At 60.9% G+C, this 16,213-nt stretch carries 16 protein-coding genes; 7 read left to right on the plus strand and 9 right to left on the minus strand.

The features are described from left to right. The first annotated feature begins 6 nt into the window (after positions 1–6). Positions 7–903 (plus strand): PA4780 family RIO1-like protein kinase, encoded by an 897-nt coding sequence (locus KFS80_RS25870; RefSeq protein ID WP_053116938.1) that lies wholly within the window; start codon positions 7–9, stop codon positions 901–903. Positions 904–1,062: 159 nt separating this feature from the next. Then, positions 1,063–2,271, plus strand: coding sequence for an MFS transporter (locus KFS80_RS25875; RefSeq protein ID WP_212546359.1), 1,209 nt, complete (start codon positions 1,063–1,065; stop codon positions 2,269–2,271). Here the strand turns inward: KFS80_RS25875 and cueR are convergent. The 3 genes from cueR to KFS80_RS25890 all read right to left on the minus strand — a co-directional run bounded on the left by cueR (position 2,204) and on the right by KFS80_RS25890 (position 5,610). Continuing rightward, complete coding sequence (gene cueR / locus KFS80_RS25880; protein WP_212546360.1) at positions 2,204–2,638, minus strand: Cu(I)-responsive transcriptional regulator; 435 nt, start codon at positions 2,636–2,638, stop codon at positions 2,204–2,206. The two genes, KFS80_RS25875 and cueR, sit on opposite strands and share 68 nt — an antisense overlap. Beyond that, the gene (gene cueA / locus KFS80_RS25885) at positions 2,635–5,028 is read right to left on the minus strand and encodes a heavy metal translocating P-type ATPase (protein ID WP_212546361.1); all 2,394 of its coding nucleotides are present in this window, start codon (positions 5,026–5,028) and stop codon (positions 2,635–2,637) included. Before cueA ends, cueR begins: the two co-directional genes overlap by 4 nt. Before the next feature lie 198 nt (positions 5,029–5,226). Beyond that, positions 5,227–5,610, minus strand: a complete 384-nt coding sequence (locus tag KFS80_RS25890; RefSeq protein WP_053116942.1) for a hypothetical protein — start codon at positions 5,608–5,610, stop codon at positions 5,227–5,229. Positions 5,611–5,758: 148 nt separating this feature from the next. Here KFS80_RS25890 and KFS80_RS25895 point away from each other — a divergent pair, with 148 nt between their 5' ends. Beyond that, positions 5,759–5,956 (plus strand): cation transporter, encoded by a 198-nt coding sequence (locus KFS80_RS25895; RefSeq protein WP_025111719.1) that lies wholly within the window; start codon positions 5,759–5,761, stop codon positions 5,954–5,956. Positions 5,957–6,114: 158 nt separating this feature from the next. Further along, the gene (locus tag KFS80_RS25900) at positions 6,115–7,317 is read left to right on the plus strand and encodes a multidrug effflux MFS transporter (RefSeq protein ID WP_053116943.1); all 1,203 of its coding nucleotides are present in this window, start codon (positions 6,115–6,117) and stop codon (positions 7,315–7,317) included. 5 nt (positions 7,318–7,322) lie between these two features. Here KFS80_RS25900 and KFS80_RS25905 read toward each other — a convergent pair whose 3' ends face one another. The 3 genes from KFS80_RS25905 to KFS80_RS25915 form a co-directional block, all read right to left on the minus strand. Next, positions 7,323–7,496, minus strand: coding sequence for a hypothetical protein (locus KFS80_RS25905; RefSeq protein WP_172680068.1), 174 nt, complete (start codon positions 7,494–7,496; stop codon positions 7,323–7,325). 163 nt (positions 7,497–7,659) lie between these two features. Then, positions 7,660–8,673 (minus strand): zinc-binding alcohol dehydrogenase family protein, encoded by a 1,014-nt coding sequence (locus KFS80_RS25910; RefSeq protein ID WP_212546362.1) that lies wholly within the window; start codon positions 8,671–8,673, stop codon positions 7,660–7,662. A 32-nt stretch (positions 8,674–8,705) separates the two neighbouring features. Next, positions 8,706–8,999, minus strand: a complete 294-nt coding sequence (locus KFS80_RS25915; protein ID WP_212546363.1) for a putative quinol monooxygenase — start codon at positions 8,997–8,999, stop codon at positions 8,706–8,708. A 119-nt stretch (positions 9,000–9,118) separates the two neighbouring features. Here KFS80_RS25915 and KFS80_RS25920 point away from each other — a divergent pair, with 119 nt between their 5' ends. The 3 genes from KFS80_RS25920 to KFS80_RS25930 all read left to right on the plus strand — a co-directional run bounded on the left by KFS80_RS25920 (position 9,119) and on the right by KFS80_RS25930 (position 12,589). Further along, positions 9,119–10,048 carry a LysR family transcriptional regulator gene (locus KFS80_RS25920; RefSeq protein ID WP_053116946.1) on the plus strand — a complete coding sequence of 310 codons (930 nt, stop codon included), beginning with the start codon at positions 9,119–9,121 and terminating at the stop codon, positions 10,046–10,048. 315 nt (positions 10,049–10,363) lie between these two features. Further along, positions 10,364–11,098: an ArsR/SmtB family transcription factor gene (locus tag KFS80_RS25925; protein ID WP_053116947.1), complete on the plus strand. Its 735-nt coding sequence runs from the start codon at positions 10,364–10,366 to the stop codon at positions 11,096–11,098. Positions 11,099–11,206: 108 nt separating this feature from the next. Beyond that, complete coding sequence (locus KFS80_RS25930; protein WP_212546364.1) at positions 11,207–12,589, plus strand: MFS transporter; 1,383 nt, start codon at positions 11,207–11,209, stop codon at positions 12,587–12,589. 118 nt (positions 12,590–12,707) lie between these two features. On the opposite strand, the gene KFS80_RS25935 is transcribed toward KFS80_RS25930, so the two are convergent. The 3 genes from KFS80_RS25935 to KFS80_RS25945 all read right to left on the minus strand — a co-directional run bounded on the left by KFS80_RS25935 (position 12,708) and on the right by KFS80_RS25945 (position 15,929). Beyond that, positions 12,708–13,661, minus strand: coding sequence for an adenosine deaminase (locus tag KFS80_RS25935; protein ID WP_008082147.1), 954 nt, complete (start codon positions 13,659–13,661; stop codon positions 12,708–12,710). An 80-nt stretch (positions 13,662–13,741) separates the two neighbouring features. Continuing rightward, positions 13,742–14,707: a 2-oxoglutarate and iron-dependent oxygenase domain-containing protein gene (locus KFS80_RS25940; protein ID WP_212546365.1), complete on the minus strand. Its 966-nt coding sequence runs from the start codon at positions 14,705–14,707 to the stop codon at positions 13,742–13,744. Between the two features lie 148 nt (positions 14,708–14,855). Beyond that, positions 14,856–15,929 carry a BMP family ABC transporter substrate-binding protein gene (locus KFS80_RS25945; protein WP_212546366.1) on the minus strand — a complete coding sequence of 358 codons (1,074 nt, stop codon included), beginning with the start codon at positions 15,927–15,929 and terminating at the stop codon, positions 14,856–14,858. Between the last annotated feature and the right edge of the window lie 284 nt (positions 15,930–16,213).

Here is a 16,213-nt window from a genome sequence, read left to right on the forward strand (position 1 = left end):
AAGCTGATGAAGACTCCAAAACGCATTGAACCGCTGATCGAAGACGGTCTGGTTGACGAGGTGCTGCGACCACTCATGAGTGGTAAAGAAGCAGCTGTTTATGTGGTGCGCTGCGGCAACGAGTTACGTTGCGCCAAGGTCTACAAGGAGGCAAACAAACGTAGTTTCCGCCAGGCAGCCGAGTATCAGGAAGGCCGCAAGGTGCGTAACAGCCGTCAGGCGCGCGCGATGGCCAAGGGCTCGAAATTCGGTCGCAAAGAGACCGAAGACGCCTGGCAGAACGCCGAAGTGGCGGCGCTGTTCCGTCTGGCTGGCGCCGGTGTGCGCGTGCCCAAGCCGTTCGACTTCCTCGAAGGCGTGCTGCTGATGGAACTGGTGGCCGATGAATACGGCGATGCGGCGCCGCGTCTTAATGACGTGGTACTGGAAGCCGATCAGGCCCGTGAATATCACGCGTTCCTGATTTCGCAGATCGTGCTGATGTTGTGTACCGGTCTGGTGCACGGTGACCTTTCCGAGTTCAACGTGCTGCTGACACCGACCGGCCCGGTGATCATCGACCTGCCACAAGCGGTCGATGCTGCCGGCAACAACCACGCGTTCAGCATGCTTGAACGTGACGTTGGCAACATGGCTTCGTACTTCGGTCGCTTTGCGCCGGAGTTGAAGAAGACCAAGTACGCGAAAGAAATGTGGGCGCTGTACGAAGCCGGCACCTTGCACCCGAACAGTGTGCTGACCGGTGAGTTCGACGAGCCGGAAGAGCTGGCCGATGTCGGCGGGGTTATCCGCGAGATCGAAGCGGCGCGGCTTGATGAAGAGCGCAAGCAAGCGATCCGTGCGGCGGATGACGAGCCTAAGGGCAAATCAGAAGAACCACCGCCACCCCCGTGGATGCAGTGATCGTTTGAACAGAAACCCGGCTTCGGCCGGGTTTTTTGTCTTCAGCACACCACCAATCCCTTGTAGGAGCTGCAGAAGGCTGCGATCTTTTGATCTTGGCGATCGATCAGAACAGGATCAAAAGATCGCAGCCTTCGGCAGCTCCTACAAGGATCGTATGTGAGTACCCAACGCAACACCCAACTGATCATCACCGCCCGGTTGATCTCCGATTTCGGCGCATTCCTCAACATGGTCGCGCTGGCCACCTACGTCTACCTGCTCAGCAACAGCGCCATGAGCGTCGGCATCTTCCTCGCCAGTCGCGTCGGCGGCGGGATTTTTGCCAGCCTCATCGGCACTGCGTTTTACCGGCGCTGGAGCGGTCGCGCGCCGCTGATTGCCTTCGACCTGTTGCGCGCCAGCGTGCTCGGTTTGCTATTAATCGTGCCGGTCAGCCAGCAGGTCTGGTTATTGCCGCTCATTGCCTTCGGCCTCGGCCTGGGCAATTCGATGTTCGCCATCGGCCTCAACAGTCAGCTGCCGCGTTTGATCCCCGCCAACCAACTGCTCAAAGCGAACGCCTGGATCACTTCGGCCTCATCAGCAGCGATGGTCGGCGGCAGTCTCGTATCGGGTTTGCTGGTAGCTGCATTCGGATTTGAAACGGTATTCGCCCTGAATGCCGTGACCTATCTGCTCGCGGCGCTGTTGATCGTACCGTTGCGCTTCGAGACACCGACGGACAACGAAGAACCCGAACGCGGCGAATGGTCTGCGCTCAAACACGGTTTGCGCAGTGCGCCGGTGATTGCTGCGATGCTCGCGGTAACGATGGCCGACACCTTGGGCAGCGCCGCGCACAACGTCGGTTTCCCGATCATCTCAAAACTGCTAACACCCGAGTCGGCGAGCACCACGCTGGGCCTGATGCTCGCCGTGTGGGCCAGCGGCAAACTGCTCGGCGCGCGCATCGCCAGTCGCCTCAAAGGCTCGGACAATATCCATCTGGAGCGGCGGTTTTTCTTCGGTGTGGCGTTGATGTCTTGCGGTTTCATCCTGATGTTTCAGCAGCACAGCCTCTACGGATTGCTGCTGTTTTCATTGCCGGCGGGGCTGGGCGACGGTTTTTCCGAAGTTGGGTTGATGTCGCGTCTGCAACGCGAGCCCGAGCACTTGCGCCTGCCAATTTTCAGCGTGCTGACCCTGCTGCAAATGACCGGTTTCGGCATCGGCATGCTCATCGCCGCGCCTTTCTACGCGTGGTGGACGCCGGGTGCCGTGGTCATGTTGTTCCACGGCATTCCGCTTTGCACATTGCTCACGGTGAAACTGTTGGCGCTGAAGCGCGCGCGGGTTGTGCGCAGCAGCCCGACGCCAGCTCCTTGAGGATCGGGCAGTCGGGGCGATGGTCGCCATTGCAGTGTTCGACCAGGTCTTGCAGGGTGTCGCGCAACTCGCCGAGTTCGCGGATCTTCTGATTCAGCTCGTCGATGTGCTGACGCGCCAACGCCTTCACATCGGCGCTGGCGCGTTGGCGATCCTGCCAGAGGGTCAGCAGTTTGCCGACCTCTTCTAGAGAAAAGCCGAGGTCACGCGAACGCTTGATGAAGGCGAGGGTGTGCAGGTCATCGTCGCCGTAGACGCGATAGCCGCTGTCGGTGCGATGGGCCGCTTTAAGCAGGCCGATCGATTCGTAATAGCGGATCATTTTCGCGCTCAGGCCACTGTGTTTGGCCGCTTGACCGATGTTCATCGGTGCTCCTCCAGATCCTTGGGTTTCCAGGTTTTCAACAGTAGCGCATTGCTCACCACGCTGACGCTGGACAGCGCCATCGCCGCCCCGGCCAATACCGGATTGAGGAAGCCGAACGCCGCCAACGGAATGCCGATCAGGTTGTAGACGAAGGCCCAGAACAGGTTCTGACGAATTTTCGCGTAGGTCTTGCGGCTGATTTCCAGCGCCGCCGGCACCAGCCGTGGATCGCCGCGCATCAGAGTGATACCCGCCGCGTGCATGGCGACGTCGGTGCCGCCGCCCATGGCGATGCCGATGTCGGCAGCGGCGAGTGCCGGGGCGTCGTTGATGCCGTCGCCGACCATCGCGACCACGCCGGTTTTTTTCAATTCGGCGACGGTGGCGGCTTTGTCGGCGGGCAGCACTTCGGCGTGAACATTGCTGATGCCCAGCGCTTCGGCGACCACGCGAGCGCTGCCACGGTTGTCGCCGGTCAGCAAATGGCTGTGGATATCTCGTGCGGCGAGTTGCTGCACGGCTTCCAGCGCGCCGGGTTTCAAGGTGTCACCGAAGGCGAACAATCCGAGCACTTTCGGTTCCGGACTTTGTTCGATCAACCACGACAATGTGCGGCCTTCGGCTTCCCAGGCTTGGGCGGATTCGCTCAGGTTGCCGGCGCTCAAACCACTTTCGTCGAGCATGCGCCGATTGCCCAAGGCCAGACGTCGGCCAGCGAGATTACCGGCGATGCCGCGACCGGTCAGCGACTGGCTGTCGCTGACATCCGGCACCTGCAGATTGCGTTCAGCAGCGGCGTCGAGCACCGCTTTGGCCAGCGGGTGTTCACTGCCGCGTTGCAGGGCGCCGGCCAGTGTCAGCAGGGTATTTTCGTCACCATCTACCGCGCTGAAATGGGCGATACGCGGCGTGCCTGAGGTCAGTGTGCCGGTCTTGTCGAACACCACAGTGCTGACTTCATGGGCACGTTCCAGCGCTTCGGCGTCCTTGATCAGAATGCCATGACGTGCGGCGACGCCGGTGCCGGCCATGATCGCGGTCGGGGTGGCGAGGCCAAGTGCGCAAGGGCAAGCGATAACCAAAACGGCGACCGCGTTGATCAGCGCGGTTTCCAGCGGCGCGCCGTACAGCCACCAGCCCATCAACGTGGCCAGGGCAATCAGCAACACGGTCGGCACGAAAATCTGACTGACCTTATCCACCAGTTTCTGGATCGGTGCTTTCGCCGCTTGGGCGTCCTCGACCAAGCGAATGATCCGCGCCAACACTGTCTCGGCACCGAGTGCCTGAGTGCGCACCAACAAGCGACCTTCACCGTTGATTGCGCCGCCGGTGACTTTGTCGCCCGGTTGTTTCGGCACGGGCAGGCTCTCGCCGCTGATCAGCGCTTCGTCGGCGTGGCTCTGGCCTTCGATGATTTCGCCATCGACCGGGAAGCGTTCGCCGGGTTTGACCAGCACCAGATCATTGAGGCGCAGGGCGCTGATGGCGACGTCTTGTTCGCGGCCGTCGAGCACTTGAATCGCCCGTTCCGGCCGCAAGGCTTCGAGGGCGCGGATGGCGCTGGCGGTCTGGCGTTTGGCGCGGCTCTCGAGGTATTTGCCGAGCAGTACCAAGGCAATCACCACTGCCGACGCTTCGAAATACAGATGCGGCATGCGCCCGGCAGCGGTGGCCCATTCGTAGAGACTCAAACCGTAACCGGCGCTGGTGCCGAGGGCGACGAGCAAGTCCATGTTGCCGGCGCCCGCGCGCACGGCTTTCCACGCAGCCACGTAAAACCGTGCACCGAAGATAAATTGCACCGGCGTGGCGAGGGCGAATTGCGCCCAGGCCGGCAGCATCCAGTGAATGCCGAACGGTTGCAGCAACATCGGCGCCACCAACGGCAAGGCGAGGGCGATCGCGCAGATCAGCGACCAGCGTTCGTGCTTGAGCTTCTGCTGTTGGCTATCGGTTTGCGGGTGTTCGGCTTGCCAGACGCTGGCCGAGTAGCCGGCCTTGCTGACGGCGTCGAGCAGCGTCTGTGAGTCGACGTGACCGAGCAATTCAAGGTGGGCGCGTTCGTTGGCCAGATTGACGCTGACGCTTTTCACCCCAGAGACTTTGTTCAGGGCGCGCTCGACGCGACCGACGCAGGAAGCGCAGGTCATGCCTTCGATGTTCAGTTCGAGAGTTTGCTGCGGGACGCTGTAACCGGCGCGTTCGACCGCTTCCATCAAGGCCGCAAGGCTGTCGCCCGGCGCCTGCACACGGGCCTGCTCGGTGGCGAGGTTGACGCTGACGGCACTGGCGCCGCTGACTTTGCTCAAAGCCCGCTCGACACGCCCGGCGCAACTGGCGCAGGTCATGCCGGCAATCGGCAGATCGAAAGTGATGGAATCGGACATCGGTCGTACTCCCTGTAGTAGATGCCTACAAGGATCAACCTTGCCATGCGGGCAAGGTCAAGCGCCAATCTTCCTACCGTGATCGTTCCCACGCTCCGCGTGGGAATGCCTCCTGTGACGCTCTGCGTCACGCATCGGGACGCGGAGCGTCCATGGCTGCATTCCCACGCGGAGCGTGGGAACGATCACGCGCATAAATCAGTATTCGAGATCGGCGCGTTTCAGGTAGACGCCTTCCGAATTCATCGCCAAGCGATACTTCAGCACATCCCCTGCACGCAGTTTGATCTCCTGCGAACCCGGCGCAAGCATGCCCGGATTGCAACCGGCGACTTGCCCCGGCAGCAACTTCAAGCGCAGCGACACGGTGCCCGGCGGCAGGTTGAAGGAAATACTTTGCTCCTGCAGCAGCCGCGCCGAGAGCTGATCCTGGATATACACGCCAATCTCGCAGGAGGTCGACACTTCCAGACGCTCGCGGGAGATGATCAGCACCGCGTAATCCTCCCCGGCGGCTTGCACTTGAGGGACGGCGGCAAAGAGGCTGAGCAAGCCAAACAGGCTGAAAGCTGACCAGCGCATGGCTGAATCTCCTGAATTTAAGTCATTGATGCACGCAGCTTGGCCGAGCGCGGCGCCGATTGCCAGCCCGGCAGATGATTGCAGAACTTGACCTTGCCATCATGGCAAGCTCGACACTGCCGGCAACCTCACTCAAAGGAGTCATTCCATGCAAGTGTTCAACGTTCAAGGCATGTCCTGCGGCCACTGCGTCAAAGCCATCACCAACGCCGTGCAGGCCAAAGACCCGGCGGCCAGCGTGCGCGTCGATCTGGCGGCGAAAGAAGTGGGCGTTGAAAGTGCGCTGAGTGCCGAGCAGGTGATCGAGGTCATCAGCGAAGAGGGCTACGCCGTCAAACTCGCCTAGAAACAAAAAGATCGGCTCCTACAGGGGACGCATTCATGTAGGAGCTGCCGAAGGCTGCGATCTTTTGCCGTTTTTATAGTTAGCGAGCTATCGGAATGTTCAAGGCGTCCAGCCGCAGCTAGACTGTCGGGCTGCCGACTTGCCTGACTGGATGCCTGATGAACTTCCGTACCATTTTGATTCTCGGTGCCTTGACCGCCTTCGGGCCCTTGGCGATCGACTTTTATTTACCTGCATTTCCCGCGATGGCGCTGGCGTTCGCCACCGACGAGAAACACGTGCAGATGACCCTGGCCGCCTATTTCGCCGGTTTGTCCCTCGGCCAATTGGCCTACGGCCCGGTGGCGGATCGCTTTGGGCGGCGCATTCCGCTGCTCGTCGGTTTGACCCTGTTCACCCTCGCTTCACTGGCCTGCGCCTACGCGCCGAACCTCGAATGGCTGATCGGCGCGCGCTTCGTGCAGGCGTTGGGCGGCTGTGCGGGCATGGTGATTTCCCGCGCCGTGGTCAGCGACAAATGCGACGCCGTCGGCTCGGCGAAGGTGTTTTCGCAGCTGATGCTGGTGATGGGGCTGGCACCGATTCTGGCGCCAATGCTCGGCGGTTTGCTGGTCAACACCACCGGCTGGCAGTCGATCTTCCTGGTGCTGACCGGTTTCAGCGCCCTGGCCGGCCTCGCGGTCGCGCTCGGTCTGCCGGAAAGCATGCCAGCGAGCATGCCGCGCCAACCGTTGTCCGGTGCCTTTCGCCAGTACGCACGCCTGCTGAGTGATCGCGTTTACCTCGGCCACGCGCTGACCGGCGGCATCGCCATCGCCGGGATGTTCGCCTACATCGCCGGCTCACCGTTTATCTTCATCAAACTGTATGGCGTGCCCGCCGAGCATTTCGGCTGGCTGTTCGGCACCAACGCGGCGGGCTTCATTCTGGTAGCGCAGGTCAACGCGCGGCTATTGGCCAAGCGTGGCCCGGCATTCCTGCTGGCGCGTGCAGTCTGGGTTTATCTGGCAGCGGGCCTGACGTTATTGGCGGTCAGCGCCTTGCACACCGAATCGTTGTGGCCGCTGCTGATTCCATTGTTTATCTGCGTGTCGAGCCTCGGCTGCATCAGCCCCAACGCCGCCGCTTGCGCGATGAACGGGCAGGGCGGGCGCGCCGGCAGTGCGTCGGCGTTGCTCGGTTGCATGCAATTCAGCGTCGCCGCCGGGGCTTCGGCTCTGGTCGGTGTGTTGCACGACGGCACCGCCGTGCCGATGGCGATTGTCATCAGCGTTTGCGGTTTGCTGGTGGTGTGCGTCGCGATGCTGACCCGGCGTCTGCAAAACGCCCGGGCGCTGGCGCAGGCTCAAGCCGAGGTCTGAAACACTCAGCCGGCGGCGCGCTGCTGGCTGCGGTCGGGAATCTGATGGGGCGCAAATATTCGCGCTTCGAGGGTGCGGGTGAAGGCCAGGGCTTCGGCTTCACTGCGGAATGTCACGGCGTGCTGGTCGAGACGAACCTGCCATTGAGACTTTGCCACTTCTTTTATCAGGATCTTCATTGCTGACCTCCTTTGCGTAAAAGATGTACCGCAGAGGCTTCGATTGTAGTCCTGAATACCATCGCAATTGTGACAAGGGTCAGCCATCTGACTGACGGCAAAAAGGGGCGCGCAGCCCCCGCCAGCCACTGTAGGAGCTGCCGAAGGCTGCGATCTTTCGCTCTTAGAAACTTTCTAAAACAATTTTCCCCTTGGCTTTGCCACTCTCCAGCAACTCATGCGCCCGACGCAGATTGGCCGCATTGATCACACCGAAATGCTCGCCCACCGTGGTCTTCAACGTCCCCGCATCAATCAGCTCAGCCACACGATTGAGCAGGTTGTGCTGCTCGATCATGTCCGGCGTTTCAAACAGCGAGCGGGTGTACATGAACTCCCAGTGCAGCGACAGGCTCTTGCGCTTGAGCTTGCTCACGTCGAGCGACTTCGGATCGTCAATCAGCGCCAGCTTGCCTTGCGGCGCCAGTGCCTCGACCAGTTGATCCAGATGCTGATCGGTCTGGGTCAGGCTGGCGACGTGGGTGACGTTGTCGATCCCGGCGCGTTTCAGTTCTTCGCTCAACGGCTTGCTGTGATCGATCACCAGATCGGCGCCCAGTTCTTTCACCCAATCGCTGGTCTGCTGACGGGACGCGGTGCCAATCACTTTCAGACCGGTCAGTTGCTTGGCCAACTGAGTAAGGATCGAACCGACACCGCCGGCCGCGCCAACGATCAGCAGGCTCTGGCCTTCATCGGTTTTGCCTTCGCGGATTTGCAGACGTTCGAAGAGCAATTCCCACGCGGTGATCGCGGTCAGCGGCAACGCTGCGGCTTCGGCGAAACCGAGGGATTTCGGCATATGGCCGACGATGCGCTCATCTACTGTGTGCAGTTCACTGTTGCCGCCAGCCCGAGCAATGGAACCGGCGTAGAAAACCTTGTCGCCAGCCTTGAACAGCGTCACGTCGCTGCCGACAGCCTTGACCACACCGGCGACGTCCCAGCCCAACACTTTCGCCGCGCCGTGTTCCGGCGCCACGTTTTGCCGCACTTTGGTGTCGACCGGATTGACCGAGATGGCTTTGACTTCAACCAGCAGGTCGCGCGGGCCGGCGACCGGTTCTGGCAGTTCGATGTCTTGCAGGGACTTGGCGTCGCTGATCGGCAGGGACACGTAATAGGCGATGGCTTTCATGAGTGGCTCCGTACAGGTAATAGAAGAAGGAATCAGGCAATCGCGCCGAGGCGCTTGAGCTCGAAGTGTTCGATGGTCTGCCCGGCCGTGGCCTGAAAATTCTGGAAATGCGCGCTGGCGTTGTGCGTCTGGAGGATTTCCTCGCTGGCCCAATGTTCGATCACATAAAAAACCTGTGGGTCGGCGAGGTCGCGGTGCAAGTCGTACTGGCTGCAACCGTCCTCGGCGCGGCTCGGTTCAACCAAGGCGCGCAGGGCTTGTTCGAGGGCGTCCTGCTGGCCGGGTTTGGCGATCAGGGTAGCGATGGCGGTGAATGGCTGGGACATGCGCTGCTCCAGAGAAGCGGGATGAATTCGATGAGCGGATGATTAGCTATTTCTCTGTGGGATAAAACCGGCTAAAACAGCAGTCTCTTTCAATATTTTTTTGATAATCGGAGCTGGGAATGCTGCGTTTCGATGACTTGCAGTTGTTTGTCCGGGCGGCGGATCTGGGCAGCCTGTCGGCGGCGGCACGGGTGATGGACATGTCCGCCGCCGTGGCCAGCGCGGCGTTGAAGCGCATCGAACAGCAACTCGGCGCGCGTCTGCTGGCGCGTTCGACCCGCAGTTTGCGCCTGACCGCCGAGGGCGAGGGTTTTCTCGAATACGCGCGGGCGGCGTTGAGCAACCTCGATGAAGGGCGGCGCTTGCTGGCCAGCGGGCAGGATCAGGTCAGCGGGATCTTGCAGTTATCGGCACCCTCGGATTTCGGTCGCAATTTGTTGCTGCCGTGGCTGGATGAGTTTCAGCGCGAGCACCCGAAACTGACCGTGCGCTTGCTGCTCGGTGATCGCATCGCCGACCTGTTCCGTCAACCCGTGGACATCGCCTTGCGCTATGGCGAACCGGAAGATTCCAGTCTGGTCGCCATGCCGATCGCCCCGCACAACCGGCGCGTACTCTGCGCCTCCCCGGCGTACCTGGCCCGACACGGCGAACCGCGTCAGCTTGAACAACTGGCGCAACACAATTGCCTGCTGTACATGCTCGGCAGCCGGGTTCACGACCACTGGAGTTTTCACGACGGCAAGCGCGAAGTCGGGCTGACGGTCAGTGGCGACCGTTTCAGTGACGACGCCGATGTCGTGCGCCTGTGGGCAGTGGCCGGCGCAGGCATCGCCTACAAATCCTGGCTCGACGTCGGCGCCGATGTCCTCGCCGGACGCCTCAAAGTGCTGCTTCCGGAGCTGTTATGTGAGCGCGCTCCGCTGAATTTGTTGTGCGCCCATCGCGCTCAATTGAGTAAGCCAGTGAACCTTCTGAGGGAAATGCTCGCCAGCCGATGCGCTGAATTGAGTAGTCAATTTCCCGCTTTCTCGAAAGTTGATCATTAGTCGCAGGTAAATAGAGAAATTTCTCTCAGCAACAATCACCACCCGTGCAGGCCCCGGCGCGGGACGCAGCCTGTAACCCGCTTATACTAGCGGCCGCCTCATGCCGTACCGACACCCCGATCCACAGACCTTCACCGCCCGTCGCCGGGAACGGGTGACGGGCGCGCAACGGCGACTGATTCAGTGCCCAGGCAGATTGCGTCAGTGGCCAGCATGGCCCCGGTACATGGCGTATTTCGCGTCTTGGCCGACGACTCATTAGTGGTCAAGATGTCTGCGAGCAGTAGACGATACGATTCAACAGGGAGTGAATATATGGAACATGCACCTTGCATCAGCCAGATCGCCACGTTGCTGGCTGACCCCAAGCGCAGTGCGATGATGTGGGCCTTGATGGATGGCTCGGCGCGGCAAACCGAAGAGCTGGCGTTGCTGGCGGGGTTATCGCCGTCCTCGGCCAGCGCTCATCTGGCGCGACTCTCCACTGGCGGCCTGTTGAAAGTCGAAGTGCGTGGGCGCAAGCGCTTTTTCCGTCTGTCGGCGCCCGAGGTCGGCGCAGCGATCGAAGCGCTGGCCAGCGCCACCATCGCCAGCGCACCGCGCGACATTCCCGCCGTGTTCAAACGCGCAACGCCGATTGCCAAACCGCAGACGGCGCCGTCTTCACTGCTGCGCGCACGTTTCTGCGACGACCACCTCGGCGGCACGCTCGCTGCCGATTTGTATCAGCGTTTGCTCGATGCCGGCTGGATCGAGCAGATCGAACAGCGCGTGGTGGTCACGCACAAAGGTTCGACACAATTGGCCAAGCGCGGGGTTTTCATTCAGGCGCTGGCCCATCGCAACGTGCAAGTCGCCTGCGCCTGCCCGGACTGGAGCGAAAGACGTCCGCACATGGGCGGCACCCTCGGCGCGGCGCTGTTGCAGTTGTTCATGCAATCCGGCTGGCTGACCTTGCCCCACGACTCCCGCGCCTTGCAATTGACCGCCACCGGGCAGCGCGAAATCCATCGCTTCGCCAGGGAGACCGAGCTGGAAATGGCGTTGTAGAGCAGTCGCCGCGTCGCCCACGGCTGCGAACAGGTCGCATCCAGCACGAACGCCTGAACGCGATCGCGCACACTCGATCCGGGGACTTTTCGGATGGGCGGAGGCGGCATGGACACTCGACACTTCAGTGCGGCAGAGCGGCTGGAACGCCTGCCGATCAGCGGTTATCACCGGATCATTTTCATCATCATTGCCTTGGCGTTTTTCTTCGATTCGATGGATCTGGCGATGATGACGTTTTTGCTCGGCTCAATTAAGGCCGAGTTCGGACTGAGCAGTGCGCAGGCCGGGTTGCTCGCCAGTTCGAGCTTTTTCGGCATGGTGCTGGGCGCGTCGTTGTCGGGCATGCTCGCCGACCGTTTCGGGCGTAAACCGGTGTTCCAGTGGAGCATCGTCTTGTGGGGCGTGGCCAGTTATCTGTGCTCGACGGCGCAAACGGTCGAGGCGCTGACGCTGTTCCGCATCCTGTTGGGAATCGGCATGGGCATGGAGTTTCCTATCGCGCAGTCGATGCTCTCTGAGCTGATTCCGGCACAGCGGCGCGGGCGTTATATCGCCTTGATGGACGGCTTCTGGCCACTGGGGTTTGTTGCGGCGGGCGTGCTCTCGTACTTCCTGCTGCCGTTGATTGGCTGGCGCGACATCTTTCTGGTGTTGGCGATACCGGCGGTGTTTGTGTTGGCCATTCGTTTTTTCATTCCTGAATCACCGCGATGGCTGGAACAGGCTGGACATGATGAAGCGGCGGACAAGGTGTTGAACGGCATCGAAGCGCGCGTGCGATCCTCCCTCGGCGGTGCGGCGCTGCCGGAACCGATTCGCTTGCCGCGTACCGTGACGCCGCCGGGCAACTTCTTTTCGGCGCTCAAGCAAATCTGGTCACCGCAGTATCGCCAGCGCACGACGATGATCTGGAGTCTGTGGTTTTTCGCCCTGCTGGGCTTTTACGGGTTGACGTCGTGGCTGAGTGCGCTGCTGCAACAGTCGGGTTTTGCCGTGACGCAGTCGGTGTATTACACGGTGCTGATTTCGTTGGGCGGGATTCCCGGGTTTCTGATGGCGGCGTGGCTGGTCGAGCGCTGGGGGCGTAAACCGGTGTGCATCGTTACGCTGCTCGGCGGCGGGGTGATGGCGTTTCTGTATGGGCAGAGCGCGGTGTTCGGCGGCAACGTGGCGCTGCTGATCGGCACCGGGTTGTTGATGCAGTTTTTCCTGTTCGGTATGTGGGCGGTGCTCTACACCTACACGCCGGAGCTTTATCCGACGTCGGCGCGGGCAACCGGCTCGGGCTTCGCCTCGGCTATTGGCCGTGTGGGTTCGTTGCTCGGGCCATTGGTGACCGGGCTGGTGTTTCCGATAACCGGGCAGGGCGGGGTATTCGCGCTGGGCGCGGCGTGCTTCGCGATTGCGGCGGGGGTGGTGTGGTTGTTCGGGATGGAGACGCGCGGTAAAACCCTCGAAGAGCTGACCGAAACCCAATCCAACGGCTAACACCGATCCAATGTAGGAGTGAGCCTGCTCGCGATTGCGTTCTGTCAGCTAACACATCGGTGTCTGACACTCCGCTATCGCGAGCAGGCTCACTCCTACAAGGGTTTTGCGCTGTTGCTTACGGTTTTACCAGTCGCGCATCCAGGCTGTTTTGCGCCAAACGCTTGGCCTGATCTTGGGTCATGCCCAAATGCTCATGCAGCGCGTAGAAGTTCTCGGTCACATAACCACCGAAATACGCCGGGTCATCGGAGTTCACCGTGACCTTCACGCCACGCTCAAGCATGTCGAGAATGTTGTGCTGCGACATGTGATCAAACACGCAAAGCTTGGTGTTCGACAACGGGCACACGGTCAGCGGGATCTGCTCGTCGATGATCCGCTGCATCAGGCGCTCGTCTTCGATGGCGCGCACGCCATGGTCGATGCGCTGGATTTTCAGCAGGTCGATGGCTTCCCAGATGTACTCCGGCGGGCCTTCTTCGCCAGCGTGGGCAACGGTCAGGAAGCCTTCGTGACGGGCACGATCGAACACGCGCTGGAACTTGCTCGGCGGGTGGCCCATCTCGGAACTGTCGAGGCCGACAGCGACAAACGCGTCACGGAACGGCAGCGCCTGGTCGAGGGTTTTCTCGGCTTCTTCTTCGCTGAGGTGGCGCAGGAAGCTGAGGATCAAACCGCTGGTGATGCCCAGTTGCTGCTCGCCATCCTTCAATGCCGCGGCGATGCCGTTGAGCACCACTTCGAACGGAATGCCCCGGTCGGTGTGGGTCTGCGGGTCGAAGAACGGTTCGGTGTGAATCACGTTCTGTGCTTTGCAGCGCAGCAGGTACGCCCAGGTCAGGTCGTAGAAATCCTGCGAAGTGCGCAGTACATCAGCGCCCTGGTAATAGAGGTCGAGGAATTCCTGCAGGTTGTTGAAGGCATAAGCCTTGCGCAGGGTTTCCACGTCGTTCCACGGCAGGGCGATCTTGTTGCGCTCGGCCAGGGCGAACAGCAGCTCGGGCTCCAGCGAGCCTTCCAGGTGCAGGTGCAGTTCAGCCTTGGGCAAGGCGTTGAGCCAGTCGTACATATTCTTTTCTCATCAGGTGCAATGACGGCATTCTACAGATGCTCGCCGAAACAATTGGCAAAACCTGACCAAGCGATCCATCAAACGGCTTCCTGCTCGCGGCGATAAGCGTAGGTATCGGCGAAGCGCGACAGCAGGAATTCGGCGCAAGTGGTCGTCGGATATTTCGCCGGATGCTGTGCGTCCTGACAACCGGGCAGGCATTCGATGCGTGTGTCCGGGTGCGGCTCGGCGAAGAACGGCATCGAATAGCGATCCACCCCGAGCGGGCTGATCACCCGGTGCGGCGTCGAGCGATAACGGTCGTTGCTCCAGCGCGCCATCATGTCGCCGAGGTTGACCACGAAAGTGCCGTCGATCGGTGGCGCGTCGATCCATTGACCCTTGACGTTTTTCACCTGCAGGCCGCCGGCGCTGTCCTGATAGAGCAGGGTGATGCAACCGTAATCGGTGTGCGCACCGGCGCCTTGTTGCTCGGCCGAACTGGCGGTGTGGCGCGGTGGGTAATGGATCATGCGCAGCACGCTGACCGGATCAATGAAGCGGCTGTCGAAGAAGTCGCGTTCGATGTTCAGCGCGATAGTCATAGCGCGCAGCAGGGTTTGCGCGAGGGCTTGCATGTCGAGGTAATGCTGCTCCATCAGCGCTTCCCAGCCCGGTTGTGACGGATGCCGGTTCGGCCCGCGCAGCGGTTTTTCGGCGAGCACGTCGGGATGGTTGGCCGGCAGGTGCAGGCCCATGTCGAAGGTTTCTTTGAGGTCGCTGGGTTTGCTCGGGTCGAGTTGCTCGGTGGCGATGGCGCCGTAGCCGCGATGGTGGCGAGTCTGGGTGATGTCGATCTTGAGTTTTTCTGCGGTGGGCAGGGCGAAGAAGCGTTGGGTGTGATCGAGCACAGCGTCGATGCGCTGCGCTGAAATCGGATGGCCCTTGATGTAGAAAAAGCCCCATTCGCGGCAGGCCAGGTCGATCTGCTCGGCCACCCCAGGCCAGGCGTTTTCGTCGTCGGAATAGAGCGGGCTGATGTCGATGATCGGAAGCTGATCCATACATAATCCTTGAAAAATACGGGAGATCGTTCCCACGCTCCGCGTGGGAATGCCTCAATGGACGCTCTGCGTCTGTTTTTGGCAGGGACGCGGAGCGTCCCGGGCGGCATTCCCCCGCAGAGCGTGGGAACGATTCGGGTCAAATGGATTACTTCGGCATCTCGGCCTTCATGCCTTCAACGTAGTAGTTCATCGACGCCAGTTCCGCATTGGTCGCGCTCACACCCGCAGGGATTTTCTCCACGCCGGCCTGATCCTTGATCGGCCCGGTGAACGGCTGGAACACACCACTCTTGATGTCAGCAATGATCTGCTCGGCTTCGGCTTTCACCGGCGCTGGCACCAGATCGCTGATCGGCAGTTCAATCGTGCCTTCCTTCAGCCCGCCCCAGTAATCCTGCGACTTCCAGGTGTGGTCGATCACGCTTTGCGTCGCCTGAATATAGTGCGGCGCCCAGTCGTTGACGATCGAGGTCAGCACCGCTTTCGGGCCGAAGTGCGCCATGTCCGAGGCATAACCCACCGCGTACACGCCACGACGTTCGGCGGCTTGAATCGGCGCCGGGCTGTCGGTGTGCTGGAACACCACATCGACGCCCTGATCGATCAGCGCGTTGGCCGCGTCGGCCTCTTTGCCCGGATCGAACCACGAGTTGACCCACACCACTTTGATCTCGGTGCCCGGGTTGTATTTGTTCAGCGCCAGTTGAATCGAGTTGATGTCGCGGATCACTTCGGGGATCGGGAACGAAGCGACGTAACCGATTTTTTTGGTCTTGGTCATCTTCGCCGCGAGGAAGCCGCCGACGTAGCGACCTTCATAGGTGCGCGCCAGATAGGTGCCGAGGTTCTTATCCTGTTTGTAGCCGGTGGCGTGTTCGAAGGTCACCTTGGGAAACTGCTTGGCGACTTTCAGCGTCGGGTTCATGTAGCCGAACGAGGTGGTGAAGATCAGATCGTATTTGTCCTTGGCCATGTTGCGGATCACCCGCTCGGCGTCGGCGCCTTCGGCGACGTTCTCGACGTAGTTAGTGGTGATCTGATTGCCGAATTTCTCGGCGAGAGCCTTGCGCCCCTGTTCATGCTGATACGTCCAGCCGTGGTCACCGATCGGGCCGATGTAAACGAAACCGACCTTGAGCGGATCGGCAGCGCTGGCGCTCAGGCTGATCCCCAGACCGAGGGCGGCGCACAGCAGTTTGTGCAGCGGACGTATTTGCATGAATTCGAACTCCATTTTGTTGTGTGTGGTCAGGGCCAATGCAAATTGCTGACCAACAGGACAACAAACTTTCCGAAACCGCGTAACGGCCATCGCGAGCAGGCTCACTCCTACATTTGGAATGCGTTCCCCTGTAGGAGTGAGCCTGCTCGCGATAGCGCCCTCAAGGCCAATAAAAGTGCACCGGGCAAAGTACCGCTATCAGTTGGTGCGCTAATGTGTAACGAAACGTTAGCGCCGCCCCGCAGTCAGTAGCTCATTCGCACTCTTCGGTAAAAGGCCCG

This window comes from Pseudomonas rustica (genome assembly GCF_018336155.1).
Lineage (GTDB): Bacteria > Pseudomonadota > Gammaproteobacteria > Pseudomonadales > Pseudomonadaceae > Aquipseudomonas > Aquipseudomonas rustica.